General features: G+C 67.4%; 17 protein-coding genes. 10 read left to right on the forward strand and 7 right to left on the reverse strand.

Annotated elements, in window-relative coordinates; all coding sequences use genetic code 11:
• Positions 1-3 precede the first annotated feature (3 nt).
• Together AC5P8U_RS14390 and AC5P8U_RS14395 are read right to left on the reverse strand one after the other, a co-directional pair.
• Complete coding sequence (locus AC5P8U_RS14390; RefSeq protein WP_072168654.1) at positions 4-1,221, reverse strand: nucleoside permease; 1,218 nt, start codon at positions 1,219-1,221, stop codon at positions 4-6.
• A gap of 27 nt (positions 1,222-1,248) precedes the next feature.
• On the reverse strand, positions 1,249-2,301 hold the full coding sequence (locus AC5P8U_RS14395) for a sugar phosphate isomerase/epimerase family protein (RefSeq protein ID WP_227836617.1): 1,053 nt from the start codon (positions 2,299-2,301) through the stop codon (positions 1,249-1,251).
• A 95-nt stretch (positions 2,302-2,396) separates the two neighbouring features.
• Here AC5P8U_RS14395 and AC5P8U_RS14400 point away from each other — a divergent pair, with 95 nt between their 5' ends.
• From AC5P8U_RS14400 to AC5P8U_RS14415, 4 genes are all read left to right on the forward strand, one after another.
• Positions 2,397-3,401, forward strand: a complete 1,005-nt coding sequence (locus tag AC5P8U_RS14400; RefSeq protein ID WP_447897351.1) for a LacI family DNA-binding transcriptional regulator — start codon at positions 2,397-2,399, stop codon at positions 3,399-3,401.
• Between the two features lie 149 nt (positions 3,402-3,550).
• Positions 3,551-4,603: a sensor domain-containing diguanylate cyclase gene (locus AC5P8U_RS14405; RefSeq protein ID WP_151355112.1), complete on the forward strand. Its 1,053-nt coding sequence runs from the start codon at positions 3,551-3,553 to the stop codon at positions 4,601-4,603.
• A 116-nt stretch (positions 4,604-4,719) separates the two neighbouring features.
• Complete coding sequence (locus AC5P8U_RS14410; protein WP_072168658.1) at positions 4,720-5,745, forward strand: AI-2E family transporter; 1,026 nt, start codon at positions 4,720-4,722, stop codon at positions 5,743-5,745.
• A 162-nt stretch (positions 5,746-5,907) separates the two neighbouring features.
• Positions 5,908-7,650 carry a GGDEF domain-containing protein gene (locus AC5P8U_RS14415; protein WP_447897350.1) on the forward strand — a complete coding sequence of 581 codons (1,743 nt, stop codon included), beginning with the start codon at positions 5,908-5,910 and terminating at the stop codon, positions 7,648-7,650.
• A 9-nt stretch (positions 7,651-7,659) separates the two neighbouring features.
• Here AC5P8U_RS14415 and AC5P8U_RS14420 read toward each other — a convergent pair whose 3' ends face one another.
• Both AC5P8U_RS14420 and AC5P8U_RS14425 read right to left on the reverse strand, forming a co-directional pair.
• Positions 7,660-8,166, reverse strand: a complete 507-nt coding sequence (locus tag AC5P8U_RS14420) for a PaaI family thioesterase (protein ID WP_088496565.1) — start codon at positions 8,164-8,166, stop codon at positions 7,660-7,662.
• Positions 8,167-8,198: 32 nt separating this feature from the next.
• On the reverse strand, positions 8,199-8,636 hold the full coding sequence (locus AC5P8U_RS14425) for a hypothetical protein (protein ID WP_227836618.1): 438 nt from the start codon (positions 8,634-8,636) through the stop codon (positions 8,199-8,201).
• 286 nt (positions 8,637-8,922) lie between these two features.
• Here AC5P8U_RS14425 and AC5P8U_RS14430 point away from each other — a divergent pair, with 286 nt between their 5' ends.
• The 6 genes from AC5P8U_RS14430 to AC5P8U_RS14455 all read left to right on the forward strand — a co-directional run bounded on the left by AC5P8U_RS14430 (position 8,923) and on the right by AC5P8U_RS14455 (position 13,768).
• Positions 8,923-9,354: a pyridoxamine 5'-phosphate oxidase family protein gene (locus AC5P8U_RS14430; protein ID WP_072168661.1), complete on the forward strand. Its 432-nt coding sequence runs from the start codon at positions 8,923-8,925 to the stop codon at positions 9,352-9,354.
• 94 nt (positions 9,355-9,448) lie between these two features.
• Positions 9,449-10,030 (forward strand): NMCC_0638 family (lipo)protein, encoded by a 582-nt coding sequence (locus tag AC5P8U_RS14435; RefSeq protein ID WP_180884927.1) that lies wholly within the window; start codon positions 9,449-9,451, stop codon positions 10,028-10,030.
• Positions 10,031-10,234: 204 nt separating this feature from the next.
• Positions 10,235-10,702, forward strand: a complete 468-nt coding sequence (locus AC5P8U_RS14440) for a DUF2975 domain-containing protein (RefSeq protein WP_032954010.1) — start codon at positions 10,235-10,237, stop codon at positions 10,700-10,702.
• Complete coding sequence (locus tag AC5P8U_RS14445; protein WP_188241192.1) at positions 10,702-10,926, forward strand: helix-turn-helix domain-containing protein; 225 nt, start codon at positions 10,702-10,704, stop codon at positions 10,924-10,926. Before AC5P8U_RS14440 ends, AC5P8U_RS14445 begins: the two co-directional genes overlap by 1 nt.
• 43 nt (positions 10,927-10,969) lie before the next feature.
• The gene (locus AC5P8U_RS14450; protein WP_188241191.1) at positions 10,970-12,511 is read left to right on the forward strand and encodes a TerC family protein; all 1,542 of its coding nucleotides are present in this window, start codon (positions 10,970-10,972) and stop codon (positions 12,509-12,511) included.
• Between the two features lie 120 nt (positions 12,512-12,631).
• Entirely contained in the window at positions 12,632-13,768 is a 1,137-nt protein-coding gene (locus AC5P8U_RS14455) for a metallophosphoesterase (RefSeq protein WP_088496568.1), read from the forward strand.
• A gap of 117 nt (positions 13,769-13,885) precedes the next feature.
• Here the strand turns inward: AC5P8U_RS14455 and AC5P8U_RS14460 are convergent, their stop codons facing one another.
• The 3 genes from AC5P8U_RS14460 to AC5P8U_RS14470 all read right to left on the reverse strand — a co-directional run bounded on the left by AC5P8U_RS14460 (position 13,886) and on the right by AC5P8U_RS14470 (position 16,185).
• Positions 13,886-14,542 (reverse strand): ferric reductase-like transmembrane domain-containing protein, encoded by a 657-nt coding sequence (locus AC5P8U_RS14460; RefSeq protein ID WP_088496741.1) that lies wholly within the window; start codon positions 14,540-14,542, stop codon positions 13,886-13,888.
• Positions 14,543-14,624: 82 nt separating this feature from the next.
• Positions 14,625-15,359 (reverse strand): HvfC family RiPP maturation protein, encoded by a 735-nt coding sequence (locus AC5P8U_RS14465; protein ID WP_088496742.1) that lies wholly within the window; start codon positions 15,357-15,359, stop codon positions 14,625-14,627.
• A complete protein-coding gene (locus tag AC5P8U_RS14470; protein ID WP_447897587.1) occupies positions 15,352-16,185 on the reverse strand; it encodes an HvfB family MNIO-type RiPP peptide maturase in 834 nt (277 codons plus the stop codon). The genes AC5P8U_RS14465 and AC5P8U_RS14470 overlap by 8 nt, the downstream gene beginning before the upstream one ends.
• Positions 16,186-16,222 lie beyond the last annotated feature (37 nt).

Raw genomic sequence — 16,222 nt, forward strand, 5'->3', positions numbered from 1 at the left:
TCCTCAGGGTGTGGACGACGCGGCCGCCGCTACCGGGCGGTCGCGGAACAGCAGCAGGAAGGCGATCAGCACCACCAGTGCAACGCCGGCCGGGAACAGCCAGATCTGCTGCCAATCGGGGCCGGCCTCGGTGGTGAAGTGCTCCACTACCGCGCCGGACAGGAAGGTGCCGATCAGCATGCCCACGCCATAGGTGGCCAGGGTGATGAAGCCCTGCGCGCTGCTGCGCGCGGCGGGGCCGGCGTGGGCATCGGTGTAGATCTGGCCGGTGACGAAGAAGAAGTCGTAGCAGATGCCATGCAGTACGATGCCGATCACAAGCAGGGAGAAGCCACTGCCCGCATCGCCGAAGGCGAACAGCGCGTAGCGCACGACCCAGGCTGCCATGCCGACCGCCAGCATGGTCTTCACCCCCAGCCGCACGAACAGGAACGGCATGGCCAGCATCAGCAGCACTTCGGACACCTGGCCCAGCGACTGCAGGCCGGCCGCGCCCTGCACGCCCAGGTCGTTGAGATACGGATTGGTGAAGTTGTAGTAGAACGACAACGGGATGCAGATGGCGATGGAAGCCAGGAAGAACACCAGGTAGGCGCGCGACTTCAGCAACCGCAGTGAATCCAGCCCCAGGATCTGTCCCAGCCCGGCATCGCGCTGCTGCGCCAGTGGCGGCGTGTGCGGCAGGGTGAACGCATACAGGCCCAGCACCAGCGATGCCAATGCGGCCATGCGGAAGGTCAGTTCAAGCCGATGCGCCTGTTCCCAGCCCAGCCAGCCGATCAGCACGCCTGCAACGATCCAGCCGACGCTGCCGGCCACGCGTACCAGCGGGAACTGCTTCTCCGGCGATTGCATGTGCCGCATGGCGACGCTGTTGGCCAGTGCCAGCGTCGGCATGAACAGGAGCATGTAGCCCATGACGCACGCGGAAAACACGCTGAAACTGGTGGCGGTGGACGCCAGCCACATCAGCACCGCGCCGGCCAGGTGCAGCACCGCCAGGATGCGCTGCGCCGCGAAATAGCGGTCTGCGATCAGGCCGACCAGGAACGGTGCCACGATGGCACCGATGGACTGGCTGAGAAACGCCGTTGCCACCTGGCTTGCGCTGGCCTGCAGCGGGCCCTGTACCAGGTAGGTGCCCAGGGTGACGAACCACGCCCCCCAGATGAAGAACTGCAGAAACATCATCGCGCCCAGGCGCGACATGGCGTGCGTCATGGCTTGCCCTCCCGGGGCGGTCGTGGCTCAGATTCCCAGCATGCGGCGCAGTGATCCAGCGTCCGTGGCGCTCCCGGCAAAGTCGTCGAAGGCGCGTTCGGTTACATGGATGATGTGATCGCGGATGAAGGCGGCACCCTCGCGCGCGCCGTCCTCCGGGTGTTTCAGGCAGCACTCCCACTCCAGCACCGCCCAGCCGGGGAAGTCGTACTGGGCGAACTTCGAGAAGATCGCCTTGAAGTCGATCTGGCCGTCACCGGGTGAGCGGAACCGGCCCGGACGATCGATCCAGTCCTGGTAGCCGCCATACACGCCGCTGCGCACGCTGGGGCGATACTCCGCGTCCTTGACGTGGAAGATGCCGATGCGGGCGTGGTAACGGTCGATGAAACCGAGGTAATCCATCTGCTGCAGCAGCAGGTGGCTGGGGTCGTACAGGATCTTCGCGCGGGGATGATGGTCGACCTCATCGAGGAAGCGCTCGAATGTCGCACCGTCATGCAGGTCCTCGCCCGGGTGGATCTCGAAGCACAGGTCCACGCCGCAGGCATCGAACACATCCAGGATCGGGCGCCAGCGGCGGCCGAGTTCGGCGAAGGCTTCTTCCACCAGGCCCGGCGGGCGCTGCGGCCACGGATAGAAGTAGGGCCAGGCCAGCGCACCGGAGAACGTGGCGTGCGCGGTCAGCCCCAGGCGCTGGCTGGCCTGCGCGGCGAGCCGCAGCTGCTCCACGGCCCAAGCCTGGCGCGCGGGCGGGTTGCCGCGCACGTCGGCGGGGGCGAATCCGTCGAACAGGCTGTCGTAGGCGGGATGGACCGCGACCAGCTGCCCCTGCAGATGCGTCGACAGTTCGGTGATCTGCAGGCCGTGCCCGGCCAGCATGCCGGCAACATCGTCGCAGTACGCCTGGCTGCGCGCCGCCTCGGCCAGATCGAACAGGTGGGGCGCGGAGGTGGGAACTTGTACGCCAGAATAGCCCAGACCCGCGGCCCACCCGGCCAGCGTGTCCAGCCGATCAAAAGGAGCTGTGTCGCCGATGAACTGCGCCAGGAACAGCGCTGGACCCTTGAGCGTCTTCAACGTGATTCGCCCTCGATGCAATCGATTGCATTATCCTAGCAGGGGCGCACGCAGGACCTGTTGTGCACTGCACAGCGGACAGGAGAACTAACGCCATGGCCACCATCTACGACATCGCCAGGCACGTCGGCGTCTCCGCAGGCACGGTGTCACGGGCGCTTTCCCGGCCGGACAAGGTGCTGCCGGCCACCCGTGCGCGCATCGAGCAGGCCGCCGCCGCATTGGGCTATGTGCCCAACACGGTGGCCCGCACGCTCAAGACCCAGCGCAGCGGCAAGATCCTGGTCACCGTCCCGGACATCGCCAATCCGTTCTTCGCACAGATCCTGCAGGGTGCGGAGGAGGCCGCGCAGGCGGTCGGCTACGCGGTTCTGCTGGGCGATACCCAGCATCAACCCGATCGTGAGGAGCGCTACGCACAGATGCTCCGGCGCAACGAGGCCGACGGCATGATCGTGCTGGGCCATCGCCTGCCACCGACCGCGCGCGAAATCGTCGAGCAGCGCGGCGCAGCTGCGCCGGTGGTCAATGGATGTGAGTTCGACCCCGCACTGGGCATCCCCAGCGTCCATATCGACAACGCGGCCGCCGCACGCGCGGTGATGGAGCACCTGTACGGCCTGGGGCACGAACGGATCGCCGTGGTCGGCGGGCCACCTGACAACCCCCTGCACCAGCAGCGGCTGGAAGGGGTCCGGGCCGCCGGCAAGGCGCGGGGTCGCCTGCGCCAGCTGAGCATCGTGCCCGGGGACTTTTCCGTTGAGTCCGGGCATGCGGCGGTGATGGCGCTGCTGGACGGCACGCCCGTGCCGACCGCGGTGTTCTGCTTCAGCGACCAGATGGCACTGGGGGCACTGGCGGCCTGTCGCGACCGGGGCATCCGCGTTCCGGAAGCGCTCTCCATCGTCGGCTTCGACGACCTGGCCTCTTCGCGTTATCTCACCCCGCCGCTGACGACCATCCGGCAGCCGATGCGTGAAATCGGCGAGCGCGCGGTCAACCTGCTGCTCGCCATCATCGAACAGATCGATGTACCGCTTCAGCAGACGCTGGAGTTCAGCTTCATGCTGCGCGGTTCGACAGCGGCGCCTCGGCGGTAGCGCAGGCGAGGCAGGGCAGTCGGAGCAGGGCGGCCGGCCCGCGCGTCGTGCCGCGACCTTGATCCCGAATTGACGCAAAGCTGTCAGACTCATCGCAGGCAGCCCGGCAAGGGCCGTGGCAGCAGGTGCGATCGCGCAAGGGGGGGGCAATGCCATTCTTCACCGATTCGGCGGAAGGCGCGGTCGAAGGCATTGGCGCGGCACGTCGCATCGGCTGGATGCGTTTCGTCGGCAATGGACTGGGGGCAATCCCCATCGCTTCGATCATCCTCGAGCGCCACGATGGGCCGCTGGCGTGGGTCCTGCTGCTGCTCAACGCGCTGGCGTGGCCTGCGCTGGCATTGATGCTGACCCAGCGCTCCGGCCAGCCCGCGCTCGTCCAGTTCCGCTGCATGGTGGCCGACTCCTTTTTCGGTGGTGGCTGGATCGCCTTCATGGCGTTGAGCGCGGTGCCCAGTGCACTGTTCGCCGCACTGCTGGTGGCCGACAAGATCGCTGCCGGTGGCGTTCGCCTGGCGATGCGCGCCACGCTGGCCCTGATGCTGGGCTTCGCGCTCACCTGGTGGGCGCTCGGCTTCCCTTACCAGCCGGTCACCTCGCAGCGCACGATCGTGCTGAGTGTCCCGTTCCTGTTCGTGTATGGCATCGGCCTGAGCATTCTCAGCTGGCAGCTGGCGCGCCGGGTCAAATCGCAGAACCGCCAGCTGCAACGTCTCAGCCGGATGGACCCGCTGGTCGAACTGGCCAATCGTGGCTTCCTGATCCTGCGTGCGCAGCAGGCGCTGGACCGGGCACAGGGCCAGGGCGGGTTTGCCTGCCTGCTGATGCTCGATGTGGACGACTTCAAGCGCATCAATGACTCGCATGGCCACCGCGCCGGTGACGAGGTGCTGCGGCATATCGCGGCGACATTGCGCACCGTTGCCCGGCCCGGTGATACGCCCGCGCGGCTCGGGGGCGATGAGTTCGTCGTGCTGCTGCGCGACTGCACGCCTGTTGACGCGATGCACGTGGCCGAGCGGGTGCGCCTGCACCTGCTCGAGGCCGCGCGGCAGGCCACGCCGGGTGTGGAATTCAGCGTCAGTATCGGCATTGCGGCCACGCCGCGTGGCGGCAGTGTCGAGGACTGGTTGGCACTGGCCGACCGCGCGCTGTACCACGCCAAGCGCCAGGGCAAGAACACCGCCAGCTATGGCGAGTGAGCGCGCGTGGGGACGGCACGGCTGCCGCCGAACGAGGATGAAATGCCCATTCATCCTGCACGCGGAATCAGCACGCCAATCCTCTACCATGGGCCACCCCGCCCGGACGCGCTCCCATGCAAGACGCTCTCGTTGCCCAGCCCAAGCCCCCCATTCCAAGGATCGCGGCGTGGCTGATGATGCTGCTGGGCATGTGGCTGGCGCTGAAACTGGGCCTGGTGGTCACCCTTCTGTCCGGCCTGCTGGTGTTCCAGCTGACCCACCTGCTGGCTTCCACCGTGGAAGGCAGGCTGCCGCCGGGACGCGCACGGGCGATCGCCGTGATCGTGCTGTCGGCGATCATCATCAGTGCGCTGGTGCTGGCCGGGATCGGCGTGGCCTCGTTCTTCCGCAACGAGACCGGCGGCCCGGACGCATTGCTGGCGCGCCTGATGGAGATCCTCAACACCTCGCGGCATCAGGTACCGGCGCTGCTGCAACCCTACATCCCCGAGGACATGCCGGCGCTGCGCGCGGCGCTGAACGACTGGGCCGCCGAGCATCAGCGCCAGCTGGGCGTGGCCGGTACCTCGGTGGTCCAGGTGGGTGTGCGCGTGCTGATCGGCATGGTGCTGGGTGCGATGATCGCACTGTATGACGAACTGCCGCTGCCGAAGATGGGTCCGCTGGCGCAGGAGCTGATCGGGCGCACCAGCCGCCTGGCCACCGCGTTCCGCCAGGTGGTGTTCGCGCAGGTGAAGATCTCGCTGCTGAACACCGTGTTCACCGCGATCTTCCTGCTGGGCGTGCTGCCGTTGTTCGGCGTGCACCTGCCGCTGTCCAAGACCCTGGTGCTGATCACCTTCCTGGCCGGCCTGCTGCCGGTGGTGGGCAACATCATCTCCAACACGATCATCACCATCGTCGCACTGTCGGTCTCGTTCTACGTGGCGGTGGCGGCGCTGCTGTACCTGATCGTGATCCACAAGCTGGAGTACTTCCTCAACGCGCGCATTGTCGGTGGCGAAATCCAGGCGCGGGCCTGGGAGCTGCTGCTGGCCATGCTGGTGATGGAGGCGGCCTTCGGCCTGCCGGGCCTGGTCGCCGCGCCGGTGTTCTATGCCTACGTGAAGCGCGAACTGGTCGACCAGCGCTGGATCTGACGCGGCGGGGCATGACGTATTTGTCCCGATTCGAGTGTCCGCGCGGCCTTGTCGGTGCGTTCGCGGCGGGCACGGTGTACCGACGGCCACGGTTGGCCCGCTAGCGGCTTGGCGCCTGTGCAGGCGGCCGCTACAGTGTTCCGCACGACAGGGGAAATGTGCATGGCCCGCAAGGCGTCGCCCATCGGATTGCGGACCTGGGTCTGGATCCTGGCCGGGCTGTTCGTAGTCTGTACGCTGCCGCTGATGGCCATCGCACTGGTGCAGGGCACGCTGCGCTTCACCGCTGCCGAGGACAACCTGGTCAGCCTGCGCCGACTGCAGCAGACCTTCGACCTGGCCAACCGGGTGTCGGCCGAGCGCGGCCCCGCCAACAGCCTGCTGGGAGTCAATACGGCCGATGCGGCCGAACAGGCGCGGCTGGCCGCGCAGCTGGCGGTTGCGCGCAAGCGGGTCGACACCGCCCTGCTGCAACTGGACACCGTGTTCAAGGCCGATCCGGGCGTGGTCGACGAACATGGGCTGCTGGCCGACGCGCAACGTCGCCTGCAGTCGGCGCGGGCCGCGGTGGACCAGGTGGCGGCACAGCCGCACGAAGTGCGCCGGGTGGAAGACGTGGACCGCGCGATCAGCAGCATGTTCGCCGTGGTCGATCGCCTGCACGTGCTGACCTCGGCGCAGATCAGCGTGCTGGTCAGTGCCGACCGCGAAGCGGCGATCCCGGCGATGCAGGGCCAGGTGCTGATCGACCTGCGCGAGCATGGCGGCCGCCTGGCCTCGAACGTGATGGCGCCGGTGGCGGTACCGGGGGCCTGGCGTGACGAACAGGTGCGGGCGGCATTGCAGACCGAAGGCCGCCTGCTGGAACTGTGGCGGCTGGCAGGCAGCCATGAAGCCGTGTTCCGCAGCGATCCGACGCTGTCCTGGCATTGGGACATGGCACGCCGCCAGTTCTTCGGCGAATCGCTGCCGATGATCGAACAGCTGATCGAAGATGGACGGCGTGGCGTGCCGCCGCCGTGGACCGCCGCCGAGTTCACCACGCGCTACGTACCGACCCTGCGGTCGCTGGAAGCGCTGCGTGACGGTTACCTGAGCGTGTCCATCGCCCGTTTCGAGCGCACCCGCAACCGCGAAGCGACGCGCCTGGTGGTGCTGGTGGCGACCGTGCTTGGCACGCTGGTGGTGCTCGGCGTGGCGCTGCGCATTGCCCATCTGCAGATCCTGCGGCCGCTGCTGCAGGCACAGAAGCAGGTGATCCAGATCGCCTCGGAAGCGCCGGGCCCGGAACAGCACGTGACCCACCCGCTGGCCGAGATGCAGCGCCTGTTCGATGCCATCGAAGTGCTGCGCGAGAAGTCGCGCGAGCGCTCGGCGTTGACCAGCGAGCTGCGCCAGCTGGCCGGCACCGATGAACTGACCGGGTTGTTGAACCGGCGCGCGCTGGACCAGAGGGTGCAGCAGCGCCATGCCGACGGTGGCACCAGCGCGGTGGTGATCCTGCTTGACATCGATCGCTTCAAGGCCATCAACGATGGCCATGGGCATGCTGCTGGCGACCAGGTGCTGGTGCAGGTGGCACAGCTGCTGCAGCGCCACCTGCGCCGCAGCGACAGCATCGCCCGCTACGGTGGCGAGGAATTCCTGGTGCTGCTCGCCGACGGCGATCTGGCCGGCGGCCGCCAGTTGGCCGAGTCGCTGCGCGTGGCCATGCGGCAGCTGGACATCGCACTGGCCGGAGGCAACGTACTGCGGGTCACTGCCAGCTTCGGCGTAGCCGAGGGGGGCACCGATGCGCTGGGCTGGCGCACCCTGCTGCGTGCCGCCGACGCGGCCATGTACCAGGCCAAGGCGCAGGGCCGCGACCGCGTGCGGGTGGCCGGCGGCGGCCGCAACGCACGTTGAGGACACGCATCAGCCGATGCGCGCATGCACGCGCCGCAGCGTGCGCGCGATCATCCGCCTCGCGATGGGACGCGGCACCGAGAGACCGCGCCAGCGCAGCGCACCCACTCGGAAGGTGGCGCTGGCGGTGGCCAGTACCTTGCCGGCCGGGTCAGTCAGCCAGCCACGGGTGAAGGCGATGCTGCCCTTGCTGTGCTCGACTTCGCCCCAGCCGATGATCCGCCCCGGCCGTGCCGGGTTGACGAAACTGGTCTTGGATTCCACCGTGACCGCGATGCGGTTGGCTGGCAGGGTGGCGTAGATCGCCGGCCCCATGCAGTCGTCCAGCATCGCTGACAGGAATCCGCCCTGCACGTTGCCCATCGGATTGGTGAGCACCGTCCCGGCGTCGAACTCGACCTGGATGCGACGCAGTGCATCGTCATACCCGACGAAGCGCCAGCCGAGCAGGGTGCCGGCCTGGGAACGTGGAAGATTACCGTTGACCACGCTGTAGAAGATCGATTCGGGGTTCATGGCGGAGCCTCGTGGGGAGGGGGCAAGGGAACTCACCGGGACAGTGACAGCACGGCCAGCGCGAGGCCGAGGAGCGACAGCAGCACCACGACCGCGCCGGTGGATACCGGGGTACGCGCACCGGTGCGTCGCCGCACGCCGGAGGCGACCAGCACCGGGGGCGCGGTGGCGACCAGGCAGAACAACTGGAACGCCAGCAGCTGTGGCAGCGCGAAGTGACCACCGAAGAAGATCAACCAGGCCAGCATCACGCCGGCACCGGCCAGTGCGATCCACCCGGCGCCGACCACGCGGATGAGTGCCATCAGCAGCACCTGCATGCGCGGTTCGATCTCCGCCCACGACATGCCCACGGCCTGCGCGTGGTAGGGCATGAAGTCGGAACGTTTCAGATAGGCCGCAGCAAACAGCGAGACAATGAAGAACGCCAACAGGTAGCAGCCGAACGCGAGCCAGGCGAACAGATCCATGTGGAGGCCGTGCGGTTGGGGGAGGAGTCGCCGCGTGCACGCCGGCTGCCATGCCGGTCGTGCCACGGGGTTGCGCGATTCTCGGGCACGCCCCTGTTAGCTGGGTGTAGTGCTCCGCAGGGGCGTTCCTCTATCTGCCTTTAACGTAAGCATGGTGGTGTGGAGTGCGTCACGCATGGACCATGCGCCGTATCTCGTTTCCCGTGAAGAGGCCGCAAGTGCTCATGCACTTTCCGGTCACCGCTCTGCGCAGACGCTGGGCGTCCCTCCGATCAAGGACCGCGCCGTGACCCAGCTCACCCTCCCAGAACTTGCCAAGAAAATGGCCGGCATCGATTTCACGATGCTGCAGACCCGCGCCGGTGGAGAAATTGCCGGTCGCCCCATGAGCAACAACGGTGACGTGGACTATGACGGTGACAGCTGGTTCTTCACCATGGAAGACACCGACATGGTGCGCGAGATCGAGGCTGACCCCACCGTCGCACTGGGTTTCTCCGGCAGCAAGTCGCTGCTGGGCAAGCCGCCGCTGTTCGTGCACGTGCAGGGAAGGGCGGCGCTGGTGCGCGATCGGGCCACGATGCGCGAGCACTGGGTGAAGGACCTGGAACGGTGGTTCGAACAGGGAGTGGATACACCGGGACTGGTACTGATCCATGTGCGCGCCAGCCGTATCCACTACTGGGATGGCGAGGACGAGGGCGAAATCACAACCTGATCCCGGCGCGGGGAGGCCGGCGGCAACGCGGCCGTTGCGCGCCGCGCCCGGGCTTTGCCATCCTCCCTGCTGTTTTCCGTACCGTGGAGTTCCAATGCGCCCTGCCTCCTGGCTGATCCTGGCCCTGCTGCCTGCCCTGGCGGCGGCGCAGCCTGCACGTGCACCGAAGGCCAGCGCACAGGCGCAGGACCCTTTCAGTGAGTTGTTCGATACCGCCTGCATGCAGCACATCGGCGCACCGGCGCGGTTGCAGTCGTTGATGGAATCCAACGGGCTGTCACCCCTGCAGCCTGCCGAGGCGGCAACGTTGCTGCAGGGGCAGTCGGGCGTGGCCTGGATGGTGCCGCTGGCCAGCGGCCGCTATGCGGTCAGCTGGGCTGACGATGGCACGTGTACGGTCTACGCCGAAAAGGCCGACGCGGCGGTCGTGCAGAAGGGCTTTGCCCGGTTGGTGCAGGCGGCGCCAACGCCGTTGCAGGCGCGCTCGCTGCCAGGCCGTGGGCCGTTGTCGGCGGACCAGGTGGCGATCCAGTACGGCTGGGCCACGCCCGGGCAGGCCAAGCTGCAGGTGCGTTTCCGGCTGGTCACGCGGCAGGCGGCCGAGGCCGGCGTGCAGGCGATGGCCTCGGTGACGCCGGGCGAAGCGATGCTGGAGCAGACTGCACCCAGCCAATAACGCTGGCCCCGTGCCGCGCAGGCTGCCCAGGCCCGCGATTCAGCCTTTCACGCACGTTGTGATATATCGTTTATCGATAAATCCACCCCGGGGCGGCGAGGCCGCCCCAATGCCGGAGGCCGCTTGACCGCTCGTCCCGCCCGCGCCAGACCCGCGCGAGGCTTGTTCACCCTGGCCCAGGCCGCCGTCCAGGCCGTCCGGGCGATGTGCTGGCTGGGCATCCTGGCCGCACTGCTGGCCGTGCCGCTGGTCGCGCACGACCGTCGCTGGCTGCTCGACAGCGTCCACGATGCCGCTGCCGCTGCTGCACACGGCAACGCGCTGTTCCTGCACTTCTGCCTGGGGCTGGCTGTGATCGTCGCGCTGCTGGTGCTGTGCCTGCTGTTCCTGCGCCATCTGCTGCGGCTGCTGAAATCGGCGGCGCGTGAAAGGCCGTTCACCCACGCCAATGCGCAGCGCCTGCAACGCATGGCGTGGCTGATGCTGGCGATGGAGCTGCTGTCGATCCTGATCGGCGCCTACGCGGCCTGGATGGGCCCGGACTTCAGCTGGATGGAGGTGGGCGGCGGCATGTCGATCACCGGGCTGGTGGCGGTGCTGATGCTGTTCGTGCTGGCACGCGTCTTCGCCGTGGGCGCGGCGATGCGCGATGACCTCGACGGTGTCATCTGATGGCAATCGTCATCACCCTGGACCGCGTGCTGCAGGAACGGGGCATGACCCTGTCCGAGCTGGCCGGTCGCATCGACATCACCCTGGCGAACCTGTCGATCCTGAAGACCGGCAAGGCGCGCGCCATCCGCTTTTCCACGCTGGATGCGATCTGCCGGGAGCTGCAATGCACGCCTGGCGACCTGCTCGGGTACGACCCGGTGCGGGCGCAGGAAGCAGACTGAGTGTTTCTTCTTCTCCCTTACCCACTGACGAAACGGACCTGAAATGGAATGGTTGGCTGACCCCTCGATTTGGATGGGCCTTGCAACCCTGGTCGTGCTTGAGATCGTGCTCGGCATCGACAACCTGGTGTTCATCGCGATCCTTGCCGACAAGCTTCCGCCACACCAGCGCGACCGCGCGCGGGTGATCGGCCTGGCACTGGCCCTGCTGATGCGGCTGGTGCTGCTGGCGGCGCTGGCCTGGATCATGAAACTGACCGCGCCGCTGCTTACGCTGTTCGAGCACAGCTTCTCCGGGCGTGACCTGATCCTGCTGGGCGGTGGCCTGTTCCTGCTGTTCAAGGGCACCATGGAGCTGCACGAACGGCTGGAAGGCCGCGCGCACCACGAAGACGGCAAGAAGGTCTACGCCAGCTTCGCCATGGTGGTGGCGCAGATCGTGGTGCTCGATGCGGTGTTCTCGCTGGACTCGGTGATCACCGCGGTCGGCATGGTCGACAACCTGGGCGTGATGTATGCCGCCGTCACCATCGCGATGGCGCTGATGCTGCTGGCGAGCAAGCCGTTGACCCGCTTCGTCAACAAGCATCCCACCGTGGTGGTGCTGTGCCTGGGCTTCCTGCTGATGATCGGTTTCAGCCTGGTGGCCGAGGGCCTGGGCTACAAGATCCCGAAGGGCTACCTGTACGCGGCGATCGCCTTCTCGATCCTGGTCGAGGCGTTCAACCAGTGGGTGCGTTTCAATCGTGAGCGCAACGAGCGCCGCCAGCCGTTCCGCCAGCGCACCGCTGATGCGGTGCTGCGCATGCTCGGGGCGCGCCCGGCCAACGGCCATGCCGATGACGGCGTGGACGAGCCGGTAGATGCCGAAGAGCGCCTGCAGCCGGCCGAGCACGAGATGATCCGTAGCGTGCTGGGCCTGGCTGACCGGCCGGTGTCGAGCGTAATGACCGTGCGCGCCGATGTGCAGTGGATCGACCTGGCGCGGGGCCAGGAGGATGTGGTGGCCCGCCTGGTGGCATCGCCACACACCCGGCTGCTGGTGGGCGAGGGTGACCTGGACAGCCTACGTGGCGTGGTGCAGAGCCGCGACCTGCTGGCTGACCTGCTGCAGGGCAGGCCGCTGCAGCTGGAAGGCAACCTGCGCGAGCCGCAGTACGTGCTGTCCAGCGCCAGTGCGCTGCAGGCGCTGGAACTGATCCGCCAGCATCCGGTACCGCTGGCGGTGGCGGTGGATGAGTACGGCAGCGTGGAAGGCCTGGTGACCGCCAACGATCTGCTGGCGGCGATTGCCGGCGATCTGGTCGATACCCAGGACGAGCGCTATGGCGTGGTCGCGCAGGGCGAGGACCAGTGGGAGGCCGACGGTGCGCTGACCCTGGACGACCTGCAGCGGCTGACCGGCGTATCGCTGCCACGCAGTGCCGACTACATGACCATCTCCGGGCTCGTGCTGGAGCAGCTGGGCCGGCTGCCGGACACCGGCGATGCGGTGGAGGTGGCGGGTGTGCGCATCACCGTGCTGGCGATGGAGAAGCGCCGCATTGCCCGCCTGCGGGTGCAGCGCCTCGACGGAATGGCTTGACGCCCCTGTTGTTGTAGCGCCGAGCCCATGCTCGGCTGCAGATTGAAATACCGGGCATGGGCTCGGTGCTACACAACACCGCCTGCAGCCGTCACCATGGCGGCCCACTTTCTTTCCAGGATGGTTGCAGTGCTGAGTACGATCGGTTTGTTGATGGGCCTGTATGTCGCCTGGCGCCTGTTCTGGCCACAGCGCATGCCCACTTGGCTGAAGGTCGTGCTGTCGCTGCTGCTGGTGGGCGTAGCCGTGCAGCTGCGTATCGTCGCCACCTTCTGGGGCACCATGGCGTCGCCGGAAATTCCGAAACTGGCCATCGCCACGCTGGTCACCGGCTCCACGGCGGTGCTGCTGTTGGCGTTGCTGATGCTGGCGATGGATGTGGGCCTGCTCGCGTCCCGCCTGCTGCGCTGGCCACGTGCGGTAGCCGCATTGCGCACGCGGCGCTTGCGGCCGGCGGCCGGCGTGCTGGCCCTGCTGGTCAGTGGTTATGGTGTCAGTCAGGGCATGGCAGTGCCCCAGCCCCGGCAGATCGAGGTGAGCGTTGCCGGGCTGCCAGCGGCGTTCGACGGCTATCGCGTGCTGCAGCTGACCGACATCCATGCCAGCCGCCTGTTGACCGGCGACTGGGTGCGCAGGGTGGTGGATGAGAGCAACGCATTGGCGCCGGATCTGATCGTGATCACCGGCGATCTGATCGACGGCAGTGTCGAGGCCCGTCGTGACGACGCGCGTCCTCTGGCCGATCTGCGGGCGCCGGACGGTGTCGTCGCCATTACCGGCAACCACGAGTATTACGCGCAGTACCAGGCATGGATGCAGGCGTTCCGCGCGCTGCACATGCAGGTGCTGGAGAACAGCCACCTGCAGGTACGACGCGGTGATGCAGCGCTGACCATTGCCGGGGTCACCGATCCGGTGGCCGCACGCTACGGCCTGCCGCTGCCGGATCTGGACGCCGCCTTGGCCGGCGCCGATCCCTCTGCGCCGGTGATCCTGCTTGACCACCGCCCGCGCAACGCGCGAGAGGCGGCGGCGCGCGGCGTGAAGCTGCAATTGTCCGGGCACACTCACGGTGGGCAGATCATCGGCATGGACCAACTGGTGAAGCGGGCCAATGGTGGCTTCGTCTCCGGCTGCTACGACGTGGACGGGATGACCCTTTACGTGAGCAATGGTGCGGGTCTCTGGGCCGGTTTCCCGGCACGCATCGGCGTGCCGTCGGAGATCACCCTGGTGACATTGCGCCGCGCGCCGTGACCTGAAGTGGGGCAGATCCCTTTCCGCAGGGGATTCGATGCCGATCGTGCTGGGATCCCTCTGTAGAGCCGAGCCCATGCTCGGCTGAACCAGAGGCAGCCGAGCATGGGCTCGGCTCTACAAGTAACCGCCTCCTTGAGAACTCCGCAGCGGTGGCCGCGCACGCGCGCTTCGGCGCAGTGACTGCGCCCGCTTGGTGATCCAGCGCACCACGAAGGCGGTGAACAGCAGTGCCGACGGCACCGCATACCAGAAGTTGCCTGGCACGCGCTTGAAGTACGAGTAGGTGAACACCGCCGCGATGATCCACATGCCGGACAGGTGCAGGCGACGCCAAGCAGTGGGGCCCATGCGGCGGGCGATCCCCCGATGCGAGGTGATGGCTAGCGCCAGGATGGCGATGTAGCCCACCGTGCCCGGAAGATTGGCCAGCGCGGATCGTGCTGGCCAGAACGCCGGGTTGAGGATGCCGAAACTGGTGATGGCGATGGCATGCAGCAGGTGCGAGAACGCGAAGGACAAACCGACGGTGCGCCGTTCGCGCAGCAGGAACCGGGTGAACGGGCCGGGCAGAAGACTGGCGAACGACGATGCGGTGAACGCCGCCAGGAACAGCAGGAACGATGTGCGTGCAGTGATCCGGATCGCCGCACGGCTGCCTTCGGCTGCATCGGGATACAGGGCGAAGGCCGCCAGCGCGAATGCGATCAGGACCACGGCGATGGCCACGAACAGGCGCCAGCCGTGCAGGAAGGAAGTGTTGGAAGCAGCCATGGTGAGACCTCGAAGCAGGAATGGGGAGCACCGGCCGCTGGCCGGCCAATGAGTAGGTAGTGCCGGCCGCTGGCCGGCACCCTCAACAATCGTTCGGCACAACCAGCACGCCCGCCATGCACAGCTCGCCCAGAACGGGCACGCAGGCCACGCGCAATGCGTCCGTTGCCACGCCATGCGTTTCGGACAGCGTCTGCAGTGCCTCATCCACCGGCGCGCCGTCGTCACCGAAGGCTGATAGCAGCGCGTAGGCCAGCGGTGACAGTTGCTCGACCTGCAGGCTGAAATCGGCGCGGCGCTGGATCAGCAGCAGCGTGGGCGCAGCGCTCGGCACCGGTTCCAGGGCCTCGTCCTCATGCACCGGCCACTGGTAGCCCAGCACCCGCACCAGCGGCGAAACCGCCAGCACATCGCTGCCCTCGGGAACGCGGTGCAGGGACCGCCCGGCGTCACGTGCTTCAATGTGCAGCGACTGCTGCGAGCTCTCGTAGTGCGCCAGTTCCGCTGTCCAGGCCGGGAGTGCCAGCGTGTCCTGTACTGCCAGCCAGGTCGCGAACTCGCCGGCGATCTGTGGGAACAACGGGGTCTGGCAGGCGTGGCGGGCGTAGTAGTGCTCCACCGTGTCGCGCCAGCGTGGCATGCCCAACTGCTGTTGCAGGCGCGGCAGGCTGCCGGCCAGCAGGGTGTCCAGGCTGTCGATGCACAGGCGGCGGTATACCGCCAGCCTGCCCGCCTCGACGCCGTCGGGTGCGGCAATTGCTGGGTCCCGCACATGATCGGCCCAGCGCCGTTGCAGGGTAGCCAGCGACTCAGCCATGGGCCACCTCGGGTGAACGTGCCTCGACCTGCGCTTGGCGGATCTGTGCAACCTCGGTCAGCAACTCCGCCAGCGGCGGAAAGTTGAAGTCGCGTTCGAGCAGCGTCGGGCGCACGCCGACCCGCGCATAGGCCTCGCGCAACAGCGCCCAGACCACGCCTTTCACCGGGGCACCGTGGGTATCGATCTTGAAGCCATCGTCTTCATCGAAATGGCCGGCCACATGCAGCGAGGCGACACGGTGGGACGGCACGCAGGCCAGGAATTCGAAGGCGTCGTAACCGTTGTTGCAGGCGTTGACGAAGACGTTGTTGACGTCCAGCAGCAGGTCGCAGTCGGCTTCGGCGAGCACGGCGTTGATGAAGTCGATCTCGCTCATGTCCGCGCCGGCAACGGCGTAGTAGGAGATGTTCTCCACGGCGATGCGCCGGCCCAGCATGTCCTGCACCTGGGCGATGCGACTGGCGACATGGTGTACGGCTTCGGCGGTGAACGGCAGCGGCAGCAGGTCGTAGACATGTCCGCCGGCGGCGCAGTAGCTCAGGTGTTCGCTGTACAGCTGCACCTGGTGCAGGTCGAGGAAGGCACGGGTCTGTGCCAGCAGGGTGCGGTCCAGCGGATCAGGACCTCCCAGCGACAGGCCGTGGCAGGTCAGGGGATGGCGCTCGCTGAGCTGGCGCAGCGCGGCGCCGTGTGCACCGCCGACGCCGATCCAGTTGTCAGGGGAGACTTCGAGGAAGTCGATGGCACTGGCCGGCATTGCCAGCAGTTCGTCGATCAGGCCACGGCGCAGGCCAAGGCCGGCGGCATTGAAGGGCAGGGACATGGCGGATGCTCCAGAGAGAGGGCGCCGCCTTGAAGGC

It is taken from the genome of Stenotrophomonas sp. YJH_SMC_81 (assembly GCF_059370875.1).